The sequence below is a fragment of the Rhizobium sp. BK316 genome (genome assembly GCF_014193695.1).
GTDB lineage: Bacteria > Pseudomonadota > Alphaproteobacteria > Rhizobiales > Rhizobiaceae > Rhizobium.
Map to the genome: position 1 here is coordinate 479334 of NZ_JACHZR010000001.1, position 20242 is coordinate 499575.

Here is a 20242-nt window from a genome sequence, read left to right on the forward strand (position 1 = left end):
AAGTGTAGGAAGCGCGCGGATCACGGCTGCGCTATCTTCTCTCCATACCTGCCCCATATCGCCGGGATATTGCCGGCAGAGACGGTCGGCCCAGCACGGAGGATGTCAAGATGGTCAAAGCGGAAGCCATAAAGCTGAAGCGCGCTTATACGGCCAAGGCTGCTACGGATGGCGCCCGATTGCTGGTCGATCGCATCTGGCCGCGCGGCCTCAGCAAGGAGCGCGCTGCACTCGATGCCTGGCTGAAGGATGTGGCCCCAAGCACAGAGCTCCGCCACTGGTTCAATCATGAACCGGATCGCTGGGAGGAGTTCCGCAGGCGCTACACGGAGGAGCTTCAGGACAAGGAAGAGGAAGTGAAGCTCGTGGCCGATTTCGCGAAGAAAGGCCCCGTTACGCTGCTCTATGCCGCTCACGATGACGAGCACAACAATGCCGTCGTGCTTCGTGATTTCCTTATGCACCGCCAGTCCGAGTGAGGCGGCGGAGAATTGTATCAGAACGTATCCAACAGGCCGGATGCTACATCCGCATGCATTAGAACCGGATGCCCGAAATATCGGGGATACATGCCGGCTGTTTTTTCCTGTCATCAACTTGAAAACAGAGAGAGCCAATGTCCAACAAAATCAACCTTCAGCGCCGTCATTTCCTCGGTGTTGCTGCCATGACGATGGCAGCGGCCGAATTCGGCCTGACCAGCGCCGCCGGTGCCCAGTCGATGCAGGCTGCCGCGCCGACTGTTAAGGCTGGGACACATACTTCGTTTCAGGCGCTGAAGCAGGTCAAGGCTGGCGTGCTCAACGTTGGCTACGCTGAAACCGGTCCGGCAGACGGCCCGGTTGTGCTTCTGCTGCATGGCTGGCCCTACGACATCTACAGCTTTGTCGATGTCGCACCTATCCTTGCCGATGCCGGATATCGCGTCATCATCCCGTATCTACGCGGCTATGGCACGACCGAGTTTCTCTCTGCAAAGACCCCTCGCAACGGCCAGCAGGCCGCCATCGCGACCGATATGATCGACCTCATGGACGCTCTTGACATCGAGCGCGCCGTTATCGGCGGCTACGATTGGGGCGGTCGCACTGCAGATATCATGGCGGCTGTCTGGCCGGAACGCTGCAAGGGCCTGGTCTCCGTCAGCGGCTATCTGATCGGTAGCCAGGAAGCCAACAAGAAGCCCCTTCCGCCGCAGGCCGAGCTGTCCTGGTGGTATCAGTTCTATTTCGCCACCGAGCGCGGCCGCGCCGGCTATGAAGCCAACCGGCACGATTTCGCCAAGTTGATCTGGAAGCTCGCCTCACCGCAATGGAATTTCGACGATGTGACCTTCGAGCGCTCGGCCAAGGCTTTTGAAAACCCCGACCACGTGGCCATTACCATCCACAACTACCGCTGGCGGCTTGACCTTGCCAAGGGCGAAAAGAAGTACGATGCGCTGGAAAAGAAGCTCGCCGCCTTCCCAGTCATCACCGTGCCGACCATCACCATGGAAGGCGATGCCAATGGCGCCCCGCATCCGGAGCCCTCGGCCTATGCCAAAAAGTTCACCGGAAAATACGAACACCGCACCATCACCGGCGGCATTGGGCACAATCTGCCGCAGGAGGCACCGCAGGCTTTCGCCCAGGCCATCCTGGATGTTGATCGCTTCTGAAACCTGCTGTCGCTGCCGCGAACAGAATTCCTGTTTCGCGGCAGCCAATTCAGAGTCAAAAAGGGGACAGCGAGTCTGTTCCCGGGAGCAGCGGGCCTGCTTTGCACCGACCGATAGAGGATCCGAAAGTCTAGAGATGGAGCATGTCGACCATATCCTGATCGTCGATGACGATCGTGAAATCCGAGAGCTGGTTTCGAGCTATCTGACGAAGAACGGTCTCCGCACGAGTGTTGCTGCCGATGGCCGCCAGATGCGCAGCTTTCTCGAGGCCAATACGGTCGACCTCATCGTGCTCGATGTCATGATGCCCGGCGATGACGGGCTTGTACTCTGCCGTGAGCTGCGCGCCGGAAAACACAAGGCGACACCGATCCTGATGCTGACGGCCCGCAGCGACGAGATGGACCGTATTATCGGGCTCGAAATGGGCGCCGACGACTATCTGCCGAAACCCTTTGCCGCCCGCGAACTTCTGGCGCGCATCAAGGCCGTCTTGCGCCGCGCTCGTGCCCTGCCGCCGAACCTGCAGATATCCGAGGCCGGGCAGTGGCTGCGCTTCGGCGACTGGCGCCTCGATACGGTCGGCAGGCACCTCCTCGATAAGGAGGGAACCGAAATTGCGCTCAGTGGAGCGGAATACCGCCTGCTGCGCGTGTTCATCGACCATCCGCAGCGGGTGCTCAACCGCGACCAGCTTCTGAACCTGACGCAGGGCCGTGATGCGGAACTCTTCGACCGCTCGATAGACCTTTTGGTCAGCCGCGTGCGCCAGCGGTTGGGGGATGATGCCCGCGAGCCGACCTATATCAAGACGGTGCGCAGCGAAGGTTACGTCTTTTCCGTTCCGGTCGAGATTGAAGAGGCCAGGTCATGAGCGTGGGTGCTGCCCTTCGTTCCGGTTTTTGGCCGAACACCCTCAGGGCTCGGCTTTTCCTCATCCTGCTATTGGGTCTGGCTATTGCCTATGGCCTGTCATTCACCGTACTCTTCGTCGAGCGCTCCATGTCCGCCAAGGCCGTCATGCTTGGTACGCTGGAAAGTGACGTCGCGACCTCGATTGCTGTTCTCGACCGTCTGCCGGCAGACCAGCGAGCCGGCTTGCTCGACCGCTTGAGCCGTGGCAATTATCGCTTCGTACTCGGACCAGGTCTTCCCGGCGTGCCCGACAATTCCAGCAAGGGCAGGGAAATCGGCAGCAGGATCGAAGAAGCGATCGGCGGCGCCTATCCGATCCGAATGGAATCCATTCCCGGCGATATCAGCCGGTTGCAGGCGCATTTGACGCTGAGCGACGGAAGCCCCCTGACGATCGACATCACGCCGCGACCTCCCATGCCGATTGCGGCATGGCTGCCCTATGTACTCGCCATACAGATGGTGCTGCTCGTGCTTTGCACATGGTTTGCCGTCCGTCAGGCGATCCGTCCGCTCGGCGCGCTAGCTGCCGCGGCCGATGCGCTCGATCCCAACAAGAAAGGGCCGCCGCTCAGCGAGCACGGCCCGAGCGAGGTTGCGCATGCGGCGCGCGCCTTCAACGCCATGCGGGAACGAATTGCGCATTATCTCGAGGAGCGCGTGCAGATCCTGGCGGCTATTTCCCATGACCTGCAGACGCCGATCACCCGCATGCGCCTGCGCGCCGATATGGCCGACGATTCCCCCGAGAAGGACAAGCTGGTGCGTGATCTCGGCGAGATCGAGCGGCTGGTGCAGGACGGGATTGCCTATGCCCGCAGCGCCCATGGCAATGGCGAGAAGTTTTCGCGCATCGACCTGTCATCCTTCATCGACAGCATCGCCTATGATTATCAGGACATGGATAAAGCCGTCGCCGTTATAGGCCTCGTGCAGGGTGTCGCATCGACAAAACCCCATGCGCTTCGACGCATTCTGACGAACTTCATCGACAATGCTCTGAAATTTGCCGGTGCCGCCGAAATCGGTGTCGAGCGGAAAGACGAGGGGGCTATCGCCATCACGGTGATGGATCGTGGCCCGGGCATTCCGGATGCCATGCTCGAAGCCGCCATGCAGCCGTTCTTCCGGCTGGAGCAGTCGCGCAACCGCGAGACCGGCGGCACCGGGCTCGGCCTTGCCATCGCTCAGCAGCTGGCCACAGCGATCGGCGGATCGGTGCGGCTCTATAATCGCGAAGGTGGCGGGCTGGCGGCCGAAATCATCATCCGCGCCAACTGAGCTTTTTCACTGATTTGTATATGAAAATGTCTGGATCGGCCGGTGCTACGCTTTGATACATTTCGGCCGATTTGAGAAACATACGGGATACGTCAGATCGTCAAAACCACTCCGTCACCAGATGTCGCGAGCAGCGACAGGAAACGAAGGAGTGCTCACATGACGACGATTGAAAAGGTTCTCTACACCGGTAAGACCCATACCACGGGCGGCCGCGACGGTTCGGCCCGCAGCAGCGATGCGCAGCTCGACATCAAGCTTTCGCCTCCGGGCAGCGCCCAGGCCGGCACCAATCCCGAACAGCTCTTCGCAGCCGGCTGGTCGGCCTGCTTCATCGGCGCGATGGGCCTGGCCGCCGGCAAGCGCAAGCTAAGGCTCCCCGCTGATACTGCTGTCGATGCCGAAGTCGATCTCGGTATGACCGGCGACGCCTATTTCCTGCAGGCGCGCCTGAACATCAGCCTGCCGGGTCTGGAACCGGAAGTGGCCCGCGCCCTCGTCGAGGAAGCCCACCAGACCTGCCCTTATTCGAAGGCAACCCGCGGCAACATCGATGTCGAGCTGAACCTTGTCTAAATATTCCGGATACGAACTGGGTGCGGCTTGGCTGCGTCCACGGAGGTTTCGATGAAGAGGATCATCATCTGTATTCTGGCCGTAACCGTTTTTGCAGCACCTTGCATCTACGACGTGTTCTCTAACGAACCATCGCCTTTGCTTGGTTTGCTTGCCGCAGCCGCTGTTGCGCCCGGATCCTTATAATCATCGCGATTTCATGTCGCGAAAGGCAAACAGACAAGGCGCCCTCCGAAAGACGGGTGCCTTGTTACTTGAATGGCTGATTTCCAGGCACGCTCATCACGTGACCAGCTAATTCGCCCGTTTCGTTGGACGGACGGTGCGCTGTTCGATCCGGCCAGCGACGGAAAAAATCAGCACATCGACTTCGGCGTCGATTGTTGTTCCATCCAAAAGCCGGACGACGTCGTCTATTCCCGACACCGGCTGACCGCCGATTGCGAGCAGGTAGTCACCTTCGCGAAGGCCGGCCCTTGCGGCGGGGCCGCCGTCTTCGACACGGCGCAGGCGCACCGTCGTCCGCTGCGGAACGCCCGCTTCAAGCGCAATGCGCCGATGCAGATCGACCGTATCGGCCGCAATGCCGATATATCCGCGCCTGACTTCTCCGAAGCGCAGAATGTCCGATACCACGTGCTTGGCGGTATTCGATGCAACGGCAAAAGCAATGCTTTGCGCACCCTGGATGACGGCGGTGTTGACGCCGATTACCTCGCCCAGGGAAGAAACCAGCGGGCCACCCGAATTTCCGGGGTTAAGGGCAGCGTCGGTCTGGATGATATCCTCCATCAAGCGTCCGCTGGCTGCTCGCATCGAACGCCCGAGCGCAGAAACGACGCCGGCCGTGACAGTCCATTCGAAGCCGAGCGGATTGCCGATGGCGATCGCGATGTGTCCGCGCTTCAGCTTTTTGGAATCTGCAAGCTGCGCCCAGGCTCCGGACCAATCATTGGCCCTGATAAGAGCGAGGTCGGTGTCTTCATCCCGGCCGAGGACCCTGCCTTCGACAACCGTACCCTCGGGCGTCTTGATGGTGACGGCTTTTGCATCGCCGACCACGTGGTTGTTGGTGACGACGAGACCATCAGGAGAGATGGCGAAGCCAGAACCGTGGCCGGCCCGTCCACCGACGCGTTCGATCCGGCTGACAGCCGGGCCGACCGTGTCGACGGCATTTGACACCGTTTCAGAATAGGCATCCAGCAGTCCGGCATCTGATGACGGCTGAATGTCACGATCAATGAATCCCATGAAATCTTCTCCGACGCGTGAGGCGTCGACGTTGAGGTCCGGCAGCGACTGCTGATGGCAAAGGGCTGTCGTTCGACAGGTGAACAATAGAGATATCAGGTGAGGCTTGCGGGCTTGTCTTTCAAGAGATGCGCCGCAAGCTCCGCAAAACGCGATGAGCGCCTTCAGTATGCGATCGCGTATGGTGCCGGGAATCCCGGAACCGTTCCATCTGAGTAGACCAGTTTTCCGCGGCAGAAGGTTGCCCTCAGCCGTGGCAGACGACCGCGTTCAGCGATGACAAGATCGGCACGCAGGCCAACTTCGATCGCGCCGCGATCTGTAAGCCCTAGCGCCATCGCCGGGTTAGCGCTGACGAGCGCTACAGACGCCGGCAGCCCGCCCGATCCAGCTTCTGCAAGCGCGATGGCGGCCGGCAGCATGGTGGCGGGGTGGTAATCGCTCGCCAGAATGTCGAGGACGCCGTACTCGTAGGCCTCTCGGGCAGAGAGATTTCCCGAATAGGACAGGCCGCGAAGCGCGTTCGGCGCCCCCATGGCTGTTGCCAGTCCGAGTTTGCGGGCTTCCTGCGCCGCCGCCATCGTCACTGGAAATTCGCTGATGCGTGCACCCAGTCCCTCGACGATCGCAACTTTTTCGATGCTGTCATCGTCGTGGGAGGCGATAATGACGCTGTGATCGCGCGCGGTGGCAGCAATTCCCTCCAGATTGTCGACCGCATCATTGTTTTGGGTCCGGTATTCGATGCGCTCCCGCACGCGACGGGCAGCCTGTTCAAGCGTGATTTTGTTGTTGCGGGCAATCGTCTCGATATGCCGCTCGACATCGCGATACTGGCCCTGTCCTGGCGTGTGGTCCATCAGCGACAGGAGGTCGAGGGCGCCGGCCCGCAGCAGATCTTCGATCACGGCGCGGGCATGGGTGAAGGTGATTTCGAAGCGCGCATGGACCCTGTGGTCGACAAGAAGATCACTTTTTCGGAGATGAATCAGGGTCTGGATAATCGAACGCGAATGTTCTTCCGAGCGGACGTTGCCGTAGCCGTGGTTCCCGTGGAAGGAAAGCGCCGCAAAGGCGGTGGTGATGCCATTGCCGGCGAGTTTCTTGTCGAGTTCGAAGAGGCCGAGCTCCAAAGGAAAGCGCACATTCAGACGCGGCTCGATCTCGCGCTCGACCATGTCTCCATGCATGTCGATGAAGCCGGGAAGCAGCAGCCTGCCGTCGCCGTCGATGTCGGCGGAGGCCGCTGGCTGTTCCCTGATTTCTGCGATGATGCCGCCTTCGATCCTGACTGCGCCGCGAGGTATAACCCTATCGCGCAGCACGACTTCGAAATCACTTAGCCACATTCTCCGCTCCATCCATCCTAGATCTGTCGGATCTGCCGATGCGACGACCTAGCCTGTTACGCTGCTGCGATGACGAAACATGTCAGCAAGATCATTGATCCGCAGGCGCCTCGTCGAAAACGACCGGCTACCGGCAAGCGCTTTCGTCTAATCGAGTGCCGCATAGGGTGCAGGAGATGCAGGGGCAGTTTCTACCGCTCTCTAGGAAATGTCAGATTAGTGACTGTCATGTCACCATCTGACATTTCCCACGTGATCAATAAAAAACCTATGCAGATTATGCATCCTATGCAGGTCAGAGTGGACCATCCATGACCGCTAACGTGCGCTCCTTCTGCGGGCTGTTATTGCGGATGTCGGCTCAGTTTGACGTGGCTGCAAGTCGCGGCGGCTGTGACCGGCACGAACAGGCTTTTCGCACGTCTGCGCAATGGAACTCAGACCGCGTAGGGATTTGCAGCCGGAGTCGTGAACCAATGCGCGCCGTCTTCTGCCATATAGATGTGATCTTCGAGGCGAATGCCGAATCTGCTGGGGAAGACAATCATCGGCTCGTTCGAGAAGCACATGCCCGATGCCAGCGGCGTTCCGTTGCCTCGAACGATATAGGGCGCTTCGTGGATTTCGAGGCCGAGACCATGACCGGCGCGATGCGGCAGGCCGGGCAGGCGGTAGTCAGGGCCGAGGCCATGGCGCGCGAAACTGTCGCGGGCAGCCGCATCCAGGCTTTCGCAGGGTGCGCCGAGTTTTGCCGCATCGAAAGCGACCTGCTGGCCTTCGCGCTCGATCGCCCAGGCGCGTTCGAATTCGCCATTGCCTTCGTCGAGCATATAGGTGCGCGTCAGATCCGAATGATAGCCGTCGAGGCGGCAGCCGGTGTCGACGAGAATGACATCGCCCGACTTCAGGATCTGTTCACCATCTGCACCATGCGGCAGCGCGGTTGCCTCACCGAAGGAGACGATGCAGAAGGTCGACCCGCCGTCGGCGCCTGCCGCCCGATGCTGCTGATCGATGAAGCGAACCACCTCCGAAGCCGCGGTGCCGGGTGCGAGCGTATCGCGGACCTTGCGGTGAATATCCAGCGTGATGCCCATCGCATGCTGGATGAGCGCGATTTCCGCCGGCGATTTGATGGCACGCAGCGCGCGGATGAGAGGTCCGCCGTCGATGAGACGCGCAGCGCCCATCTGTTCGGTGAAGGCATGGTAGAAGGCAAGCGGCAGTGCGTCGTCGAGGGCGAGTTTGCCTGTTGGCCCGGCTAGCCGCGAGACGAGCGCCGCCGGGCTTTCCTCTTCTTCCCAGACGGCGATCTCACCCGGCAGATGCGGGAGCATTTCGACACGGCTGCGCTCGAAACCGGGCACGATATAAATCAGCTTATCGTCAGTCATGAGCGCGCCGAGCAGGCGTTCGCTCAGGTGCCAGACGAGGCCGGTGAAATAGCGTAAGCTCTCAGTCGGGCCGAGCAAGGTGGCAGCGATGCCTTGCGCCTGCATGCGTTCGCGCAGGCGCGACAGGCGGCTCTGCCTTTCTTCATCTGTGATGGCTGCGACGGGATGGGACCAGGCTTGGAGAGACACGCTATATATCCGTGATTTTTGCCGAAATTAGATGCTTGATTCCAGCATAGGGCAATTGTAGGCACTGTGTCGACAAACAATCTACAGGATTTGACCATGCTCGTCAGCGAATACACGATCCCCGGCGTCCATGTCCGCGACCATCTCGTCGACGTGCCGCTCGACTGGAAAAAGCCGGATGGCGTATCGATCAAGGTCTTTGCGCGCGAGGTCTGCGATCCCACGCGTAAACAGGAAAAACTGCCCGTCCTGCTGTTCCTGCAGGGTGGTCCTGGCGGCAAATCACCGCGTCCGGTCGGCGGCGGCCCCTCGTGGCTTGGCGAAGCACTGAAGAATTACCGCGTCGTGCTGCTCGATCAGCGCGGCACCGGACGAAGCACCCGCATCGAGAGCGCCACGATGGCCGCCTTTGCGGATGGGAAGGCAGGGGCCGATTATCTCAGCCGTTTCCGTGCAGACAACATTATTGCCGATTGCGAGCATATCCGGAAGAGCGTGTTTGGCGGGGTACGCTGGGAGACGCTTGGCCAGAGTTATGGCGGCTTTCTGACGTTGACCTATCTGTCGCAGGCCCCGGAGGGACTGGCCGCCTGTTATGTCACCGGCGGACTGGCCGGGCTTTCCGCAACAGCCGATGACGTCTATCGCCGCACCTATCCGCGCGTCGCGGCCAAGAACCGGGAATATTATCGGCGGTATCCGGCTGATCGCGATCGCATCGCCCGTATCGCCGAGCGCATTGCCGCCGATGATGTCAGGCTTCCGGATGGTGATCGCCTGACGGTGCGCCGGCTGCAGACGATCGGCATCGATTTCGGCATGGCGCCGGGTTACGAGAATGTGCACTGGCTGGTGGACGAGGCCTTCTCCGATCAGGAGGAGACACGCTTTTCAGATGCCTTCCTGGCCTCGGTCATGTCGCTGACCTCATATGACGGAAATCCAATGTTCGCGGTGCTGCAGGAAAGCATTTACGGGCAGGGTAAGACTGCAACGGGTTGGGCCGCGGAGCGCATCCGATCGGAATTTGTCGAATTCGGTGAAGAGAGCCGGCCGCTCTATCTGACCGGCGAGATGATGTATCCGTGGATGTTTGAGGAAATCCGCTCGTTGCGGCCGTTCCGCGATGCCATGGAGGCGCTGGCGCGTTGCGACGGGTTCGAGCCGCTCTACGATACTGCGCGGCTGTCATCGAGCGAGATCCCGGTCGCTGCGGCGGTCTATTTCGACGATATGTATGTCGATGCCGAGCTGTCGCTCGCAACCGCCCGTGACGTCGGCAATGTCAGGACCTGGGTGACGAATGAATTCGAACATGACGGCGTGCGCCAGTCGCCAGCCGTCTTCACACGTCTCAGGCAGATGGTGCGTGATCGCGGGGGTCCCCTCGGATAATCCGAGGGGCCTTCATCTCGGGTGCGTTCGCGGGCCTGCCAGACGTCAGGCCGAAAGCGACCTGCCGCCGATGGGATCGAAGAGGTGCATACGGTTCATGTTGAAGGAGAGCGGCATTTTCGTGCGCGGACGCGGATCGCTCTCCGGATCGACATTAGCGCATATGCCGACCGAACCGATGTCGAAATAGATCATTGTTTCCGGCCCCAGCGGCTCCACCAGATCGATATCAGCCTCGATGGTTTCAAAGCCGGGTTTCTGCGCCAGGCTTGATATCGATTCAGGCCGGATTCCGAAGATGACCGGCTTGCCGGCATGCGCCAGGTATTCCTGAGCCCGCGTCACTGGAACCGCAAGCCGGCTGCCGTCTTCCAGGATGACGACCAGTCCATTGCCGTCGGCCTCGAGCGATGCGTTGAGGAAGTTCATCGACGGCGAGCCGATGAAACCGGCCACGAACTGACTGACAGGATTATGGTAGAGTTCCTGCGGCGGACCGGCCTGCTCGATAATGCCGCCATTCATGACGACGACGCGATCGGCCATGGTCATCGCCTCGACCTGATCGTGGGTGACATAGACGGTCGTGGTCGGCAACAATTGGTGCAGGCGCTTGATCTCGGTACGCATCTGCACCCGCAGCTTTGCATCGAGGTTGGAAAGCGGTTCGTCGAACAGGAAGACCTTGGGATTGCGTACGATGGCGCGGCCCATCGCGACGCGTTGGCGCTGCCCGCCCGACAGTTGGCCGGGGCGCCGCGACAGGAGTTCGGTAATATGCAGCGTCTCAGCGGCACGGCTGATGCGCTCGTCGATCTCCGTTTTCGGCAGCTTCTGCTGTTCGAGGCAGAAGGAGATGTTTTCCCTGACACTCATGTGCGGATAGAGCGCGTAGTTCTGGAACACCATAGCAATGTCGCGCTTGCCGGGGCCAAGCCGGTTGACGACCTGATCGCCGATGACGATATCACCGCCGGTTATATGCTCCAGTCCAGCGATCATGCGCAGCGTCGTCGATTTGCCGCAGCCGGACGGGCCGACGAAGACGACGAATTCGTTGTCCTCGATATTGAGGTTGATGCCGCGCACGGCTTCGTAGATGCCGTAGGATTTGACCACGTTGCGCAGTTCAAGGCGTGCCATTGCGATCTCCCTACTTCTCGTGCAGCCAGACGGCCATCGCGCCCGGCTCTCTGTTTGCCCAAAGATGATAGGGGATTGCCCTGAAACGTCTCGGCTTCAGCGCCGGCGGCTCTGTGCGATAGAGTGTTTCCCGCCAGTCGGATGCATCGGCTTCCAGCGCATCGCCTTCAAGAACCGTGGCCCCGCCGAGAAGCGTGTCGTCGAAGATTGCGACAATCTCGCCCTGCGAGGGCAGCCTCAGCCGTTGCGGCTCCGTGCCGAGATCGGCTTCCTCGACGCAGAAGATCACCGGGCCGCGCCGTAGCGCAAAACGGCCATTGTCTTCGGTTGCGGCCGGATGGGCATAGAGCCGGTCGACAGGCATATCGAAGGAGAGGCGAACCTCGTCGCCATCCTTCCATTCGCGTTCGATTGCCGCATAGCCCTTGCTGATATCGAGCTTGATCGCCCCGCCATTGACGAAGGCCTCGGCATCGCGGCACCAGCCGGGAATGCGCAGGCGCAGCGTGAAACGCTTCGGCTGTTCGAGGCCGAGCGAGATCCTGACGTCGCCATTCCACGGATATTCCGTCTTCTGCGTCAGGCGCAGGAAAGTATTGCCGACCGAGAGTTCGGCGGCGTTTTCGCCGTAGAGATGGATTGCCACCTCATCGGCTTTGGTCGAGTAGAAGTACTGGCCGAGCGAGGTGATGAAGCGGGCGATATTGGTCGGGCAGCATGGGCAGTAGTGCCACTTCCAGCGGCGGTTCTGGCCGTGGCTTTCGAGCACGTTCTCATAGAAATAATGCTCGCCGTCGCGCGAAATGCCTGACAGTGCGCCGTTGTAGAGCACGATTTCGAGCTTGTCGGTAAATTTGCTGTCGAGCTCGATCTGCGCCATACGATGGCTGAAGAAGCCGAGTGCCACGGCAGCGCAGGTTTCGGCATAGGCCGTCTCGTTCGGCAGGTCGTATTCGCGGGTAAAGCCCTCGTTCGAAGCCGAAGGGCCGAGGCCGCCGGTGACATAGAGCTGACGTCCCACCAGATTGTCGAACAGCCGGTCGCAGGCGTTTTTCAGGCTTTCGTCGTCATTCTCGAAGGCAAGGTCGGCCATGGCGGAGAACAGGTACATGGCGCGCACCGCGTGGCCGACGACCTGTGTCTGCTCGCGCACCGGCATATGGGCCTGGCTGTAGGCATAGGTCTGAAAGACGTAGCTGGCCGGGTCTTCGCCGCGCTTGCGCGCCTCCTCGTCGTAATAGGAGGGCACCTGACCGCGCTCGTCGACGAAATAGGTGGCAAGCTTTAGATGCCGGGGATCCCTCGTCACGCGGTAGAGCTTGATCAGGGCCAGCTCGATTTCCTCATGCGCATCATAGCCGCGCAGCTTGCCCGGCTCGCGGCCGAAGGTGTCGATGATGTGATCGACGGCGCGGATCATCACGTCAAGGAAGCGACGCTTGCCTGTCGCCTCGAAATAGGCGACGGCGCCTTCCAGCAGATGTCCCATCGAATACATTTCATGCAGGTCGCGCAGGTTGGTCCAGCGCTTTTCCGGCTCGCGACGGATGAACCAGCTGTTGAGGTAACCGTCGGCCATCTGGCCGTGTTCGAGCTTTTCGACGATCGCGTCGATCTTCGCCTCGATGTCAGGGTTCGGACTGTTCTTCAGCGTGTAGCTCGCTGCCTCGATCCATTTGCCGAAATCGGAATCGAAGAAATGCTGCATCGACAGGCCACTCGGCTGGATGGGCCGCGCCAGCGGGCCGGCCGGCTTGTCGAAGTCGAGCACTTCGAGGAAGCCTTCCTCATCGAGCCGCATATGCTGGGTTGGAATGGTCACGTCGCGGACGGTCTCCGTCCAGCTCTTCCAGAAGCCGCCATTGAAGGCGACGCGGGTGTGGTCGGCCGGCACGTATCGGTCGATCGGGGATCGTGACGGGGTTTTCTGGGCGATGGGCATGGGAACTCCTTGAGCGGGCGGGCCGCTTCTCATTTCACGGCGCCGGCCGTCAGGCCGCGCACATAGTAGCGTTGAAGAAGAAGAAAGAGGATGATGCAGGGGATCATGGTGACCGCGATACCCGCCTGCAGCGCACCCCAGTCGATGATGCCGTAGAGGCCCGAAGACACGTTCACCAGCATGATCGGCAGCGTGAACTTGTTCTGGTCCGACAGGAAGATGAGCGCCGCCAGGAACTCGTTCCACGAATTGAGGAAGGCAAACATCGCCACCGTCGCGACACCGGGCAGCGCGATCGGCAACATGATGCGGCGCAGGATTGTCGCCTGCGAGGCGCCGTCGATGCGGGCCGCTTCGATCAGCGCCTTTGGTACGGCATCGAAGGCATTGCGCATCATGAAGACGGAGAACGGCAGCTGGAAGGTGACATAGATCAGCACCAGGCCGAACAGGTTGTTCTGCAGGCCGAGCAGCTTCAGGATCAGGAACAGCGGCGTCAGGATCGACTGGAACGGGATCATCATCGTTGCCATGATCAGCACGAAGAGGATCGACTGACCCGGAAACCTGAATTTGGAGAAGCCATAGCCGGCCGGCACCGAGACGACGACCGTCAGCACGACCGTGCCGATGGCGATCATCACCGAATTGGCGGCGTAGACATACCAGCCGGCGCCGACATTCTCGAGCCGCCGGTAATTCTCCAGCGAGAAGGTCTTGGAAAACAGCGCAGCCGGATTGGCGAGCGCCTCGGCTGCCGGCTTGAAGGAATTCGCTAGCGACCAGACGATCGGCATGATGAAGAAGATCGCGAGCAGGATCGATACGAGCAGGAAGAGCAGGTAGCCGGCCTGGCCGTCACGCGGATTATTATTTGTATTGGATTGGGTCGAGGTCATTAGCCTTCCTCCGGGCGCTCGCGCAACAGCACGAATTGAATGGCGCTGATGGCGACCAGCACGATCAGCAGCGCAAAGGAGAGCGCCGAACCGTAGCCAAGCCGATAGGACGAGAAGGACGCCAGGTAGATCGAAAATACCGCAGAGATCGTGCTGTTTTCCGGCCCACCCTGGGTGATGATGAAGAACTGGTCGAAGGCAAGCATGGAGGAGGTGACGTTGAGCACCAGCGCCAGCACCAGCGAATTGCGCATCAGCGGCAGGGTAATGCGGCGAAAGCGGCTGAAGACGCTGGCGCCATCGATCTTGGCGGCCTCGATGACATCGTTGGAAATGCCCTGCAGGCCGGTCAGCAGGATGACCATGGTGAAGCCGGCGGTCTTCCAGACGACCATCAGGACGACCACGGCCATCGCCGGCCAGAAGCTTTCGAGCGGGCGTGGCGCAGAGTCGATCAAGCCGATGCCACGCAGGACCTGTGCGAAGACGCCGCTATCGGGGTTGAGTAGCCACATCCAGAGGGTGGAGGCTGCGCCGAAGCCGATCACGACAGGCATGAAGAAAATCGTGCGAAAGAAGCCGGCCGAGCGCAGCGGGCGATCGACGAGCAGTGCCAGCGGAAAGGCCACTACGAAAATCGCCGCCGTTACGAGCAGGGTGTAGAGCATCGTGAAGCCCAGCGAATGCCAGAGCTGCGTGTCGCCCAAGAGCTCGCCGTAATTGGCGAGGCCGATGAATTTTTTCCGCCCGAGCAGCGGCCAGTTGTAGAAGCTCATCCATATTGTCATGGCGAGCGGGACGAGAAACAGCACCAGGATGAAGAGGAAGCCGGGCAGGATGAAGGCCAGCCCCAGCCAGCCCTTCGGCTCCAGCTCCCCGGAGGTCGGCTGTTTGATACCAGTTGTCGGTGTGTCGACCACTATTTTTCCTCGAAGATTTCAAAACCGCATGTCGGCAATCCGGGATGTGCGGGGCGGAAGGCCGCCCCGCTTCGGTACAATTACGGATTGGTGCGGTCGAGGATCTTGGTGAAGTCGCCTTGCGCCTTCTTGATCGAACCATCGACATCGTCGCCAAAGATCGTGCCCTGGATCAGATTGAGGAACGGGCCGGTGCGGCTCACGAACAGCTCATCCGAGGAGAAGGTGTAGGGCGTACGTGCCTTGGCCAGGATGTCGTAGGCGATGAGATTGCGCTGATCGAACTTGGCATAGGCTTCCTTGGCGAGGTCCGTGCGCGACGGCATGCCGGATTCCTGGGTGATATAGACCTGCTGCTCAGGCTCCATGTAGAATTTCACGAAGTCGAGCGCGACCTTCTTCTTCTCCTCGCTGATGCCTTTGATGAGGGCCACCGTATCGCCGCCGGCAAAGCTCGATGCGCCGCCCTTCGGGCCTGGGATCGGGGCGACCGCGAACTTGACGTCGGGATATTTGCTCGTCAGCAGGTTGACGATGTAGGAACCGGTCATGAGGATGCCGACTTTGCCGGAGGCGAAGGCTTCGACGGCGTTGTTGCCGTTGCCTGAGCGGGAGGTCGGATGAATGGCGCCCTCTTTCCACATGTCGCGATAGGCGGCAATGGTGTCGCGCAGCGCCGGCGTGTCGACGGTGGCCGTGCGGCCGTCTTCGGAGAGCACGTCGGCATTGGCGGCCCAAAGATGCGGCAGGAAGTCGTAGATCAGCCAGCTGCCGGAATTGGCGACGAAGTAGAAGCCGTAGGTTTCTTTGTCGAGCGCGTGTATCTTCTTGGCGTCGGCAGCGATCTCTTCGAGTGAGGCCGGAGCCTTCTCCGGATCGAGGCCGGCCTTCTTGAAGAGGTCGGTATTGTAGGCGATGATCGAGGCATCGGGCAGCGCCGGCACGCCGTAGACTTTGCCGTCATAAGTGGCGAGGCGGATATGCGACGGGCTTAGCGCCGCCGAATACGGCAGGCTCTTGACGAAATCGCTGATGTCTTCAAGGCTGTCATTGGCCGCGAAAGTCGGCAGGTAGATCAGGTCGAGGACCGCGCCATCAGGCGCTGCACCACCGGCAATCGCGGCACCGAGCTTCGGAACCATCTGCTCGGCGGTGATCTGGGTGACGTTAACCTTGTCGGAATGCGAGGCGTTGTATTTTTCAGCCAGGCCCTGAAGCACGGCGCCCGAAGACGTCCGCACCCATAGCGTGATTTCTTCGGCGCTGGCGAGAGAAGAGCTCGCCAGCAGCGCAACGACGGCAATGGTGGTTTTCAAATGTAACATGCGGGTTCCCCTTCTCTTATGCGAGGCTCCTCTGCCTCGAGACAAAGACGACGTTAAAGGAGAAAATTTTTTATGTCGACAGGCTGTATGCATGAAAAGGCCATGTTTTTGTTAAAACCTTTTAGCAACTAAATTATTTCTGCTAAAAGGTTTTAACAAGCCAGTTGAACGGGTGGGATTTTGAAGGAATCAAGCGGCGGCCGGCATACGATCCGTGACGTGGCGAAGGCTGCGGGCGTGAGTATTTCAACGGCCTCGAACGCGCTGAACGGTACCGGGCGGACCAATGCTGAGACGCGCGAAAAGGTGAGAAGGATCGCCGAGGAGATCGGATTCCGTCCGAATGCTCTCGCGCGTGGGCTGTTGACCAAGCGCAGCCACGCGATCGGCATGCTGACCAACGATACCTATGGACGTCTGACACTACCGATGGCATCAGGCGTGTCGGAAGTGCTGGTCGACCATGGTGTCTCGCTCTTCCTCTGCGCCACCAACAACAATCCGAGGCTTGCGAAACTACACCTCGAAGCGCTGCTCGACCGGCAGGTCGACGGGATCATTTTCACCGCGACGCGTATCGACCTCGAGCCGCCGCCGGAACTGACCAAGCTGCGTATCCCGGTCGTCTATGTTTTCGCGCAGGGGCCGTCGGACAGCGTCAGCTTCCATCCCGATGATGCCCAGGGCGCGCGGCTTGCGGTCGAACATCTCCAGCGCCTCGGCCGCTCGCGCATCCTTCACATCACCGGCGAGCAGAATTATCGCGCCGCCTGCATTCGCGCCGAGGCCTACCGGGAGCTCGTCGGGCCGACGGCCGAGGTCATGTTCGGCGACTGGTCAGAAGAATGGGGACATGCGGCGATCGAGACCGTCTTCTCGCGATCCGGTGCAAAACCGGACGCGATCTTCTGCGGCAGCGACGAGATCGCCCGCGGCGTCATTGATGCGTTGCGCGACAGAAACATCTCCATCCCCGACGATATCGCGGTCGTCGGTTTCGATAATTGGGAGGTCGTCTCACGGCAGACGCGTCCGCCTTTGACGACGGTCGATATGGAGCTCAAGGAACTCGGTCACCGGGCGGGACTTGCGATCCTCGGCTTATCGAAAGGCGAGACGGTCGCACCCGGTGTTGAGAGATTGCCCTGTACACTTGTCATTCGCCGTTCCGCTGACCAACCCGGCCAAGCCTGAGGTCAGCCAGTTCTGGTCGATCATCTATACGCGCGCTGCCTGATTGGTCTCGCTCTTGATCCCCGCTCTGTTGTCAGTTCCGCGCGACTTCAGCGCTTTCGTCAGGCATAAGGCCGCAATGATAACTGGCAAGCAGACGAGATAAGCGACCCTGATGCCCGCGTGTTCAGCGACAAACCCGAGCAGCGGGGGTGCCAGAAAGAAGACGACGAAGGACATCTGCCCGAGGGCTGCGACATTCAGATGGGCCGGACGATCGGTCCGCTGGGCTGCCGCGGAAACCGCCAGAGGGTAGACTGCGCTGCAGCCGCCGCCCATCAGCGCGAAGCCGAGCAGCGCGACATAGGGGTGTGGCGCGAGCCAGACGGCGCAGAGGCCCCCCACGGAGAGAATCAGCAGAAAGGTCGCGACAGCACGCGCGCCAAATCGATCGACCAGCGGATCGACGAACAGCCGCGCCACGGCCATGAAGAATGTAAACAGCGTCAGCCCAAGGCCGCCGATAAAGGGCTCGGCTGCGAAGGCATCGCGCATATAAATGGCTGACCAGTCGATGCCAGCGCCTTCCACGAGAAAGGCGGCAATACCGATCACGCAAAGCGGCATCAGTCCCCATGTCGGCAGCGCGATGCTCGGACCTTCTACATGTTCACCCTCATCACGAGCCGGCGCATTCTTGATGCCCGAAATAACGATAGTGCCGACGATCAGAACGAAGGTGAATGTCAGTGCGAGGTGGAGATGCATGGGCACGCCCGCTTGACGAACGGCCGAGCCAACGAGCGCGGTCAGGAAGAAACCAAGGCTCCAGAAGCCATGCGCCCTATTCATCACGCCGCGACCGAGCTGGGCTTCGATGCGGTCGATCTCGACATTAAGATTGATCTCCAACGCGCCTGCCAGCAGGCCTTCGCAGAAAAGAATGAAGAAAACCAACCAGGCGGCGTTGGCCCAGGGGATGGTTGCCAGCAGAGCGGACGTACCGAGCACCGTCAGAAACGCTGTCTTGCGCGCGCCGAACTGGGCAATGAGTGGGGATGCGAAGGTCAGGGAAATCAGCGCACCGATCGCCGCACCGATCAGCGTGAGGCCGAGTTCGGACTTGTTGACGCCCAGCGCATCCTGAAGGTCAGGCAATCGCGAGAGCAATGCTCCCATCGATATGGCGAAGAGAAAGAAGCAGACATAGATCCGGTGTTGCGGCTGGATGTGCATTCGATCGCTCCGGGATGTGATCGGTTCGGGAGTTGGACCTCAGTCGCAACGACGGCGAAAAGGACAATTTCGAGTGGCATTTCCGAGATATATCTTGTTGGCGATTACCGCAACAACAACCTTAACTGGTTTCTAAGGGATTTGCGGACTCTGCCAGGCCATGCAGGGACGCAAGCCATCAGCCGCACAAATGCCGCTTGAGATCGCACACCTGTCTTGGATAGACGCTTTGCCATATGAGCCCTGGAGCTGCCAGAAATGCTCGGCAGCGCCAAGTATTCGTATCTGTTGATGGAAGGACCGTCACCCGCCTCAGGATGTCTTCGGCGCCTTGCTGAGCTCATCCATTTACAGGGAGCTGGTTTCGAAGTCGACCAAGCGATGGAAATGGACGCAATCTATGCGAGATAAAGCCCAGCTTGCTAACACTGGCGACGATACTTGCCTGCGGATCGCATGCATAATGTTGACCATTCAAAATTAAGTAAAAAACAAGTTTTCCTCTCAAGACAGGCGCTTTTCGGTCTTGGCGTCGAAGAGATGCAGTTTGCTGAGATCCGGCATCATCCTGACGGTGTCGCCGGCCTGCAGGGAAAGACGCTCCCGCACCGTGGCGACAACCGGATCCGATCCGAGCCTGGCATTAATCTGGGTTTCGGCGCCGGTGGGTTCGATCACCGCCACCTCGACGCTCACGCCGTTCGGATTGACGGAAAGATGTTCCGGGCGAATGCCATAGATCACCTCCGAGCCTCGCGCTGACGAAGCACTTTCCGGCAGCGGCAGGCGCGCGCCACCATCAGCAATGAATTCCAACGGTCCCGAACTGCTGATCTTGCCCCTGATGACATTCATGCCCGGTGAGCCAATGAAGCCGGCGACGAAGAGATTGGCCGGCCGGTCGTAGAGATCGAGCGGTGAGCCGATCTGTTCGACGTAGCCGTCGCGCATCACCACGATCCGGTCCGCCATGGTCATGGCCTCGATCTGGTCGTGAGTGACGTAGACCGTCGTCGTTTGCAGTCGTTGGTGCAACTGCTTGATTTCCGAGCGCATCTGCACGCGAAGCTTCGCATCGAGATTGGACAGCGGCTCGTCGAAGAGGAAGACTTGCGGCTGGCGGACGATCGCGCGGCCCATGGCGACTCGCTGACGTTGGCCGCCGGAGAGATTTCTCGGGTAGCGATCGAGTAAATGTTCGAGACCGAGGATCTGCGCGGCGTCACGGACGCGACCTCTGATCTCATCCTTCGGCGCCTTCGCCAGCCGCAGCGAAAATCCCATATTCGCCTCGACGGTCATATGCGGATAAAGCGCATAGGACTGAAAGACCATGGCGATGTCGCGCTCCTTCGGCGCCACATTATTGACGACGCGGCCGCCGATCGACACCTTGCCGCCAGAAATCTCTTCAAGCCCCGCGATCATGCGCAGCAAGGTTGACTTGCCGCAGCCGGAAGGGCCGACGAGGATGACGAATTCCCCGTCGCGGATGTCGATGTCGACCCCATGCAATACCTCGAAGTGACCATAGCTCTTGCGTACATTCGCCACGTTTACGGACGCCATAACTGTCTCCGGCTAGAAA

Annotated in this window: 18 protein-coding genes; 8 read left to right on the forward strand and 10 right to left on the reverse strand. The window is 60.2% G+C overall.

Annotation, left to right across the window (positions count from 1 at the left end):
• Positions 1-110: 110 nt before the first annotated feature.
• The 6 genes from FHT87_RS02075 to FHT87_RS31360 all read left to right on the forward strand — a co-directional run bounded on the left by FHT87_RS02075 (position 111) and on the right by FHT87_RS31360 (position 4621).
• Entirely contained in the window at positions 111-479 is a 369-nt protein-coding gene (locus FHT87_RS02075; RefSeq protein WP_183733134.1) for a DUF488 family protein, read from the forward strand.
• 137 nt (positions 480-616) lie between these two features.
• On the forward strand, positions 617-1660 hold the full coding sequence (locus tag FHT87_RS02080) for an alpha/beta hydrolase (RefSeq protein WP_183799070.1): 1044 nt from the start codon (positions 617-619) through the stop codon (positions 1658-1660).
• 136 nt (positions 1661-1796) lie between these two features.
• Entirely contained in the window at positions 1797-2537 is a 741-nt protein-coding gene (locus FHT87_RS02085) for a response regulator (RefSeq protein ID WP_183799073.1), read from the forward strand.
• Positions 2534-3859, forward strand: coding sequence for a HAMP domain-containing sensor histidine kinase (locus FHT87_RS02090; RefSeq protein WP_183799075.1), 1326 nt, complete (start codon positions 2534-2536; stop codon positions 3857-3859). The genes FHT87_RS02085 and FHT87_RS02090 overlap by 4 nt, the downstream gene beginning before the upstream one ends.
• Positions 3860-4018: 159 nt before the next feature.
• Positions 4019-4435 (forward strand): organic hydroperoxide resistance protein, encoded by a 417-nt coding sequence (locus tag FHT87_RS02095; protein WP_183799078.1) that lies wholly within the window; start codon positions 4019-4021, stop codon positions 4433-4435.
• Between the two features lie 51 nt (positions 4436-4486).
• Positions 4487-4621 carry a hypothetical protein gene (locus FHT87_RS31360; RefSeq protein ID WP_281411196.1) on the forward strand — a complete coding sequence of 45 codons (135 nt, stop codon included), beginning with the start codon at positions 4487-4489 and terminating at the stop codon, positions 4619-4621.
• Positions 4622-4729: 108 nt separating this feature from the next.
• On the opposite strand, the gene FHT87_RS02100 is transcribed toward FHT87_RS31360, so the two are convergent.
• The 3 genes from FHT87_RS02100 to FHT87_RS02110 all read right to left on the reverse strand — a co-directional run bounded on the left by FHT87_RS02100 (position 4730) and on the right by FHT87_RS02110 (position 8621).
• On the reverse strand, positions 4730-5689 hold the full coding sequence (locus FHT87_RS02100) for a trypsin-like peptidase domain-containing protein (RefSeq protein ID WP_183799081.1): 960 nt from the start codon (positions 5687-5689) through the stop codon (positions 4730-4732).
• Between the two features lie 164 nt (positions 5690-5853).
• A complete protein-coding gene (locus FHT87_RS02105) occupies positions 5854-7038 on the reverse strand; it encodes an alpha-D-ribose 1-methylphosphonate 5-triphosphate diphosphatase (RefSeq protein WP_183799084.1) in 1185 nt (394 codons plus the stop codon).
• Positions 7039-7475: 437 nt separating this feature from the next.
• A complete protein-coding gene (locus FHT87_RS02110) occupies positions 7476-8621 on the reverse strand; it encodes a Xaa-Pro peptidase family protein (RefSeq protein WP_183799087.1) in 1146 nt (381 codons plus the stop codon).
• Positions 8622-8717: 96 nt separating this feature from the next.
• Here FHT87_RS02110 and FHT87_RS02115 point away from each other — a divergent pair, with 96 nt between their 5' ends.
• Positions 8718-10016 (forward strand): alpha/beta fold hydrolase, encoded by a 1299-nt coding sequence (locus tag FHT87_RS02115; protein ID WP_183733110.1) that lies wholly within the window; start codon positions 8718-8720, stop codon positions 10014-10016.
• A 45-nt stretch (positions 10017-10061) separates the two neighbouring features.
• Here FHT87_RS02115 and ugpC (FHT87_RS02120) read toward each other — a convergent pair whose 3' ends face one another.
• The 5 genes from ugpC (FHT87_RS02120) to FHT87_RS02140 form a co-directional block, all read right to left on the reverse strand.
• Positions 10062-11159, reverse strand: coding sequence for a sn-glycerol-3-phosphate ABC transporter ATP-binding protein UgpC (gene ugpC / locus FHT87_RS02120; protein WP_183733107.1), 1098 nt, complete (start codon positions 11157-11159; stop codon positions 10062-10064).
• 10 nt (positions 11160-11169) lie between these two features.
• On the reverse strand, positions 11170-13101 hold the full coding sequence (locus FHT87_RS02125; protein WP_183799090.1) for a beta-L-arabinofuranosidase domain-containing protein: 1932 nt from the start codon (positions 13099-13101) through the stop codon (positions 11170-11172).
• Between the two features lie 29 nt (positions 13102-13130).
• A complete protein-coding gene (locus FHT87_RS02130; protein WP_183733101.1) occupies positions 13131-14000 on the reverse strand; it encodes a carbohydrate ABC transporter permease in 870 nt (289 codons plus the stop codon).
• A complete protein-coding gene (locus FHT87_RS02135; protein WP_183799093.1) occupies positions 14000-14920 on the reverse strand; it encodes a sugar ABC transporter permease in 921 nt (306 codons plus the stop codon). The genes FHT87_RS02130 and FHT87_RS02135 overlap by 1 nt, the downstream gene beginning before the upstream one ends.
• 80 nt (positions 14921-15000) lie before the next feature.
• Positions 15001-16245 carry a sugar ABC transporter substrate-binding protein gene (locus tag FHT87_RS02140; RefSeq protein ID WP_183799096.1) on the reverse strand — a complete coding sequence of 415 codons (1245 nt, stop codon included), beginning with the start codon at positions 16243-16245 and terminating at the stop codon, positions 15001-15003.
• 180 nt (positions 16246-16425) lie between these two features.
• Here FHT87_RS02140 and FHT87_RS02145 point away from each other — a divergent pair, with 180 nt between their 5' ends.
• Positions 16426-17439, forward strand: coding sequence for a LacI family DNA-binding transcriptional regulator (locus tag FHT87_RS02145; protein WP_183799099.1), 1014 nt, complete (start codon positions 16426-16428; stop codon positions 17437-17439).
• A gap of 24 nt (positions 17440-17463) precedes the next feature.
• Here the strand turns inward: FHT87_RS02145 and FHT87_RS02150 are convergent, their stop codons facing one another.
• Positions 17464-18654, reverse strand: a complete 1191-nt coding sequence (locus FHT87_RS02150; protein WP_183799102.1) for an MFS transporter — start codon at positions 18652-18654, stop codon at positions 17464-17466.
• Positions 18655-19158: 504 nt separating this feature from the next.
• Complete coding sequence (gene ugpC / locus FHT87_RS02155; RefSeq protein ID WP_183799105.1) at positions 19159-20223, reverse strand: sn-glycerol-3-phosphate ABC transporter ATP-binding protein UgpC; 1065 nt, start codon at positions 20221-20223, stop codon at positions 19159-19161.
• Positions 20224-20242 lie beyond the last annotated feature (19 nt).

What these genes read in the sequence shown, in the direction of transcription:
- FHT87_RS02075 (WP_183733134.1), top strand. Translation starts at nt 111, where the DNA reads ATGGTCAAAGCGGAAGCCATAAAGCTGAAGCGCGCTTATACGGCCAAG.
- FHT87_RS02080 (WP_183799070.1), top strand. Translation starts at nt 617, where the DNA reads ATGTCCAACAAAATCAACCTTCAGCGCCGTCATTTCCTCGGTGTTGCT.
- FHT87_RS02085 (WP_183799073.1), top strand. Translation starts at nt 1,797, where the DNA reads ATGGAGCATGTCGACCATATCCTGATCGTCGATGACGATCGTGAAATC.
- FHT87_RS02090 (WP_183799075.1), top strand. Translation starts at nt 2,534, where the DNA reads ATGAGCGTGGGTGCTGCCCTTCGTTCCGGTTTTTGGCCGAACACCCTC.
- FHT87_RS02095 (WP_183799078.1), top strand. Translation starts at nt 4,019, where the DNA reads ATGACGACGATTGAAAAGGTTCTCTACACCGGTAAGACCCATACCACG.
- FHT87_RS31360 (WP_281411196.1), top strand. Translation starts at nt 4,487, where the DNA reads ATGAAGAGGATCATCATCTGTATTCTGGCCGTAACCGTTTTTGCAGCA.
- FHT87_RS02100 (WP_183799081.1), bottom strand. Translation starts at nt 5,689, where the DNA reads ATGGGATTCATTGATCGTGACATTCAGCCGTCATCAGATGCCGGACTG.
- FHT87_RS02105 (WP_183799084.1), bottom strand. Translation starts at nt 7,038, where the DNA reads ATGTGGCTAAGTGATTTCGAAGTCGTGCTGCGCGATAGGGTTATACCT.
- FHT87_RS02115 (WP_183733110.1), top strand. Translation starts at nt 8,718, where the DNA reads ATGCTCGTCAGCGAATACACGATCCCCGGCGTCCATGTCCGCGACCAT.
- ugpC (WP_183733107.1), bottom strand. Translation starts at nt 11,159, where the DNA reads ATGGCACGCCTTGAACTGCGCAACGTGGTCAAATCCTACGGCATCTAC.
- FHT87_RS02125 (WP_183799090.1), bottom strand. Translation starts at nt 13,101, where the DNA reads ATGCCCATCGCCCAGAAAACCCCGTCACGATCCCCGATCGACCGATAC.
- FHT87_RS02130 (WP_183733101.1), bottom strand. Translation starts at nt 14,000, where the DNA reads ATGACCTCGACCCAATCCAATACAAATAATAATCCGCGTGACGGCCAG.
- FHT87_RS02140 (WP_183799096.1), bottom strand. Translation starts at nt 16,245, where the DNA reads ATGTTACATTTGAAAACCACCATTGCCGTCGTTGCGCTGCTGGCGAGC.
- FHT87_RS02150 (WP_183799102.1), bottom strand. Translation starts at nt 18,654, where the DNA reads ATGCACATCCAGCCGCAACACCGGATCTATGTCTGCTTCTTTCTCTTC.
- ugpC (WP_183799105.1), bottom strand. Translation starts at nt 20,223, where the DNA reads ATGGCGTCCGTAAACGTGGCGAATGTACGCAAGAGCTATGGTCACTTC.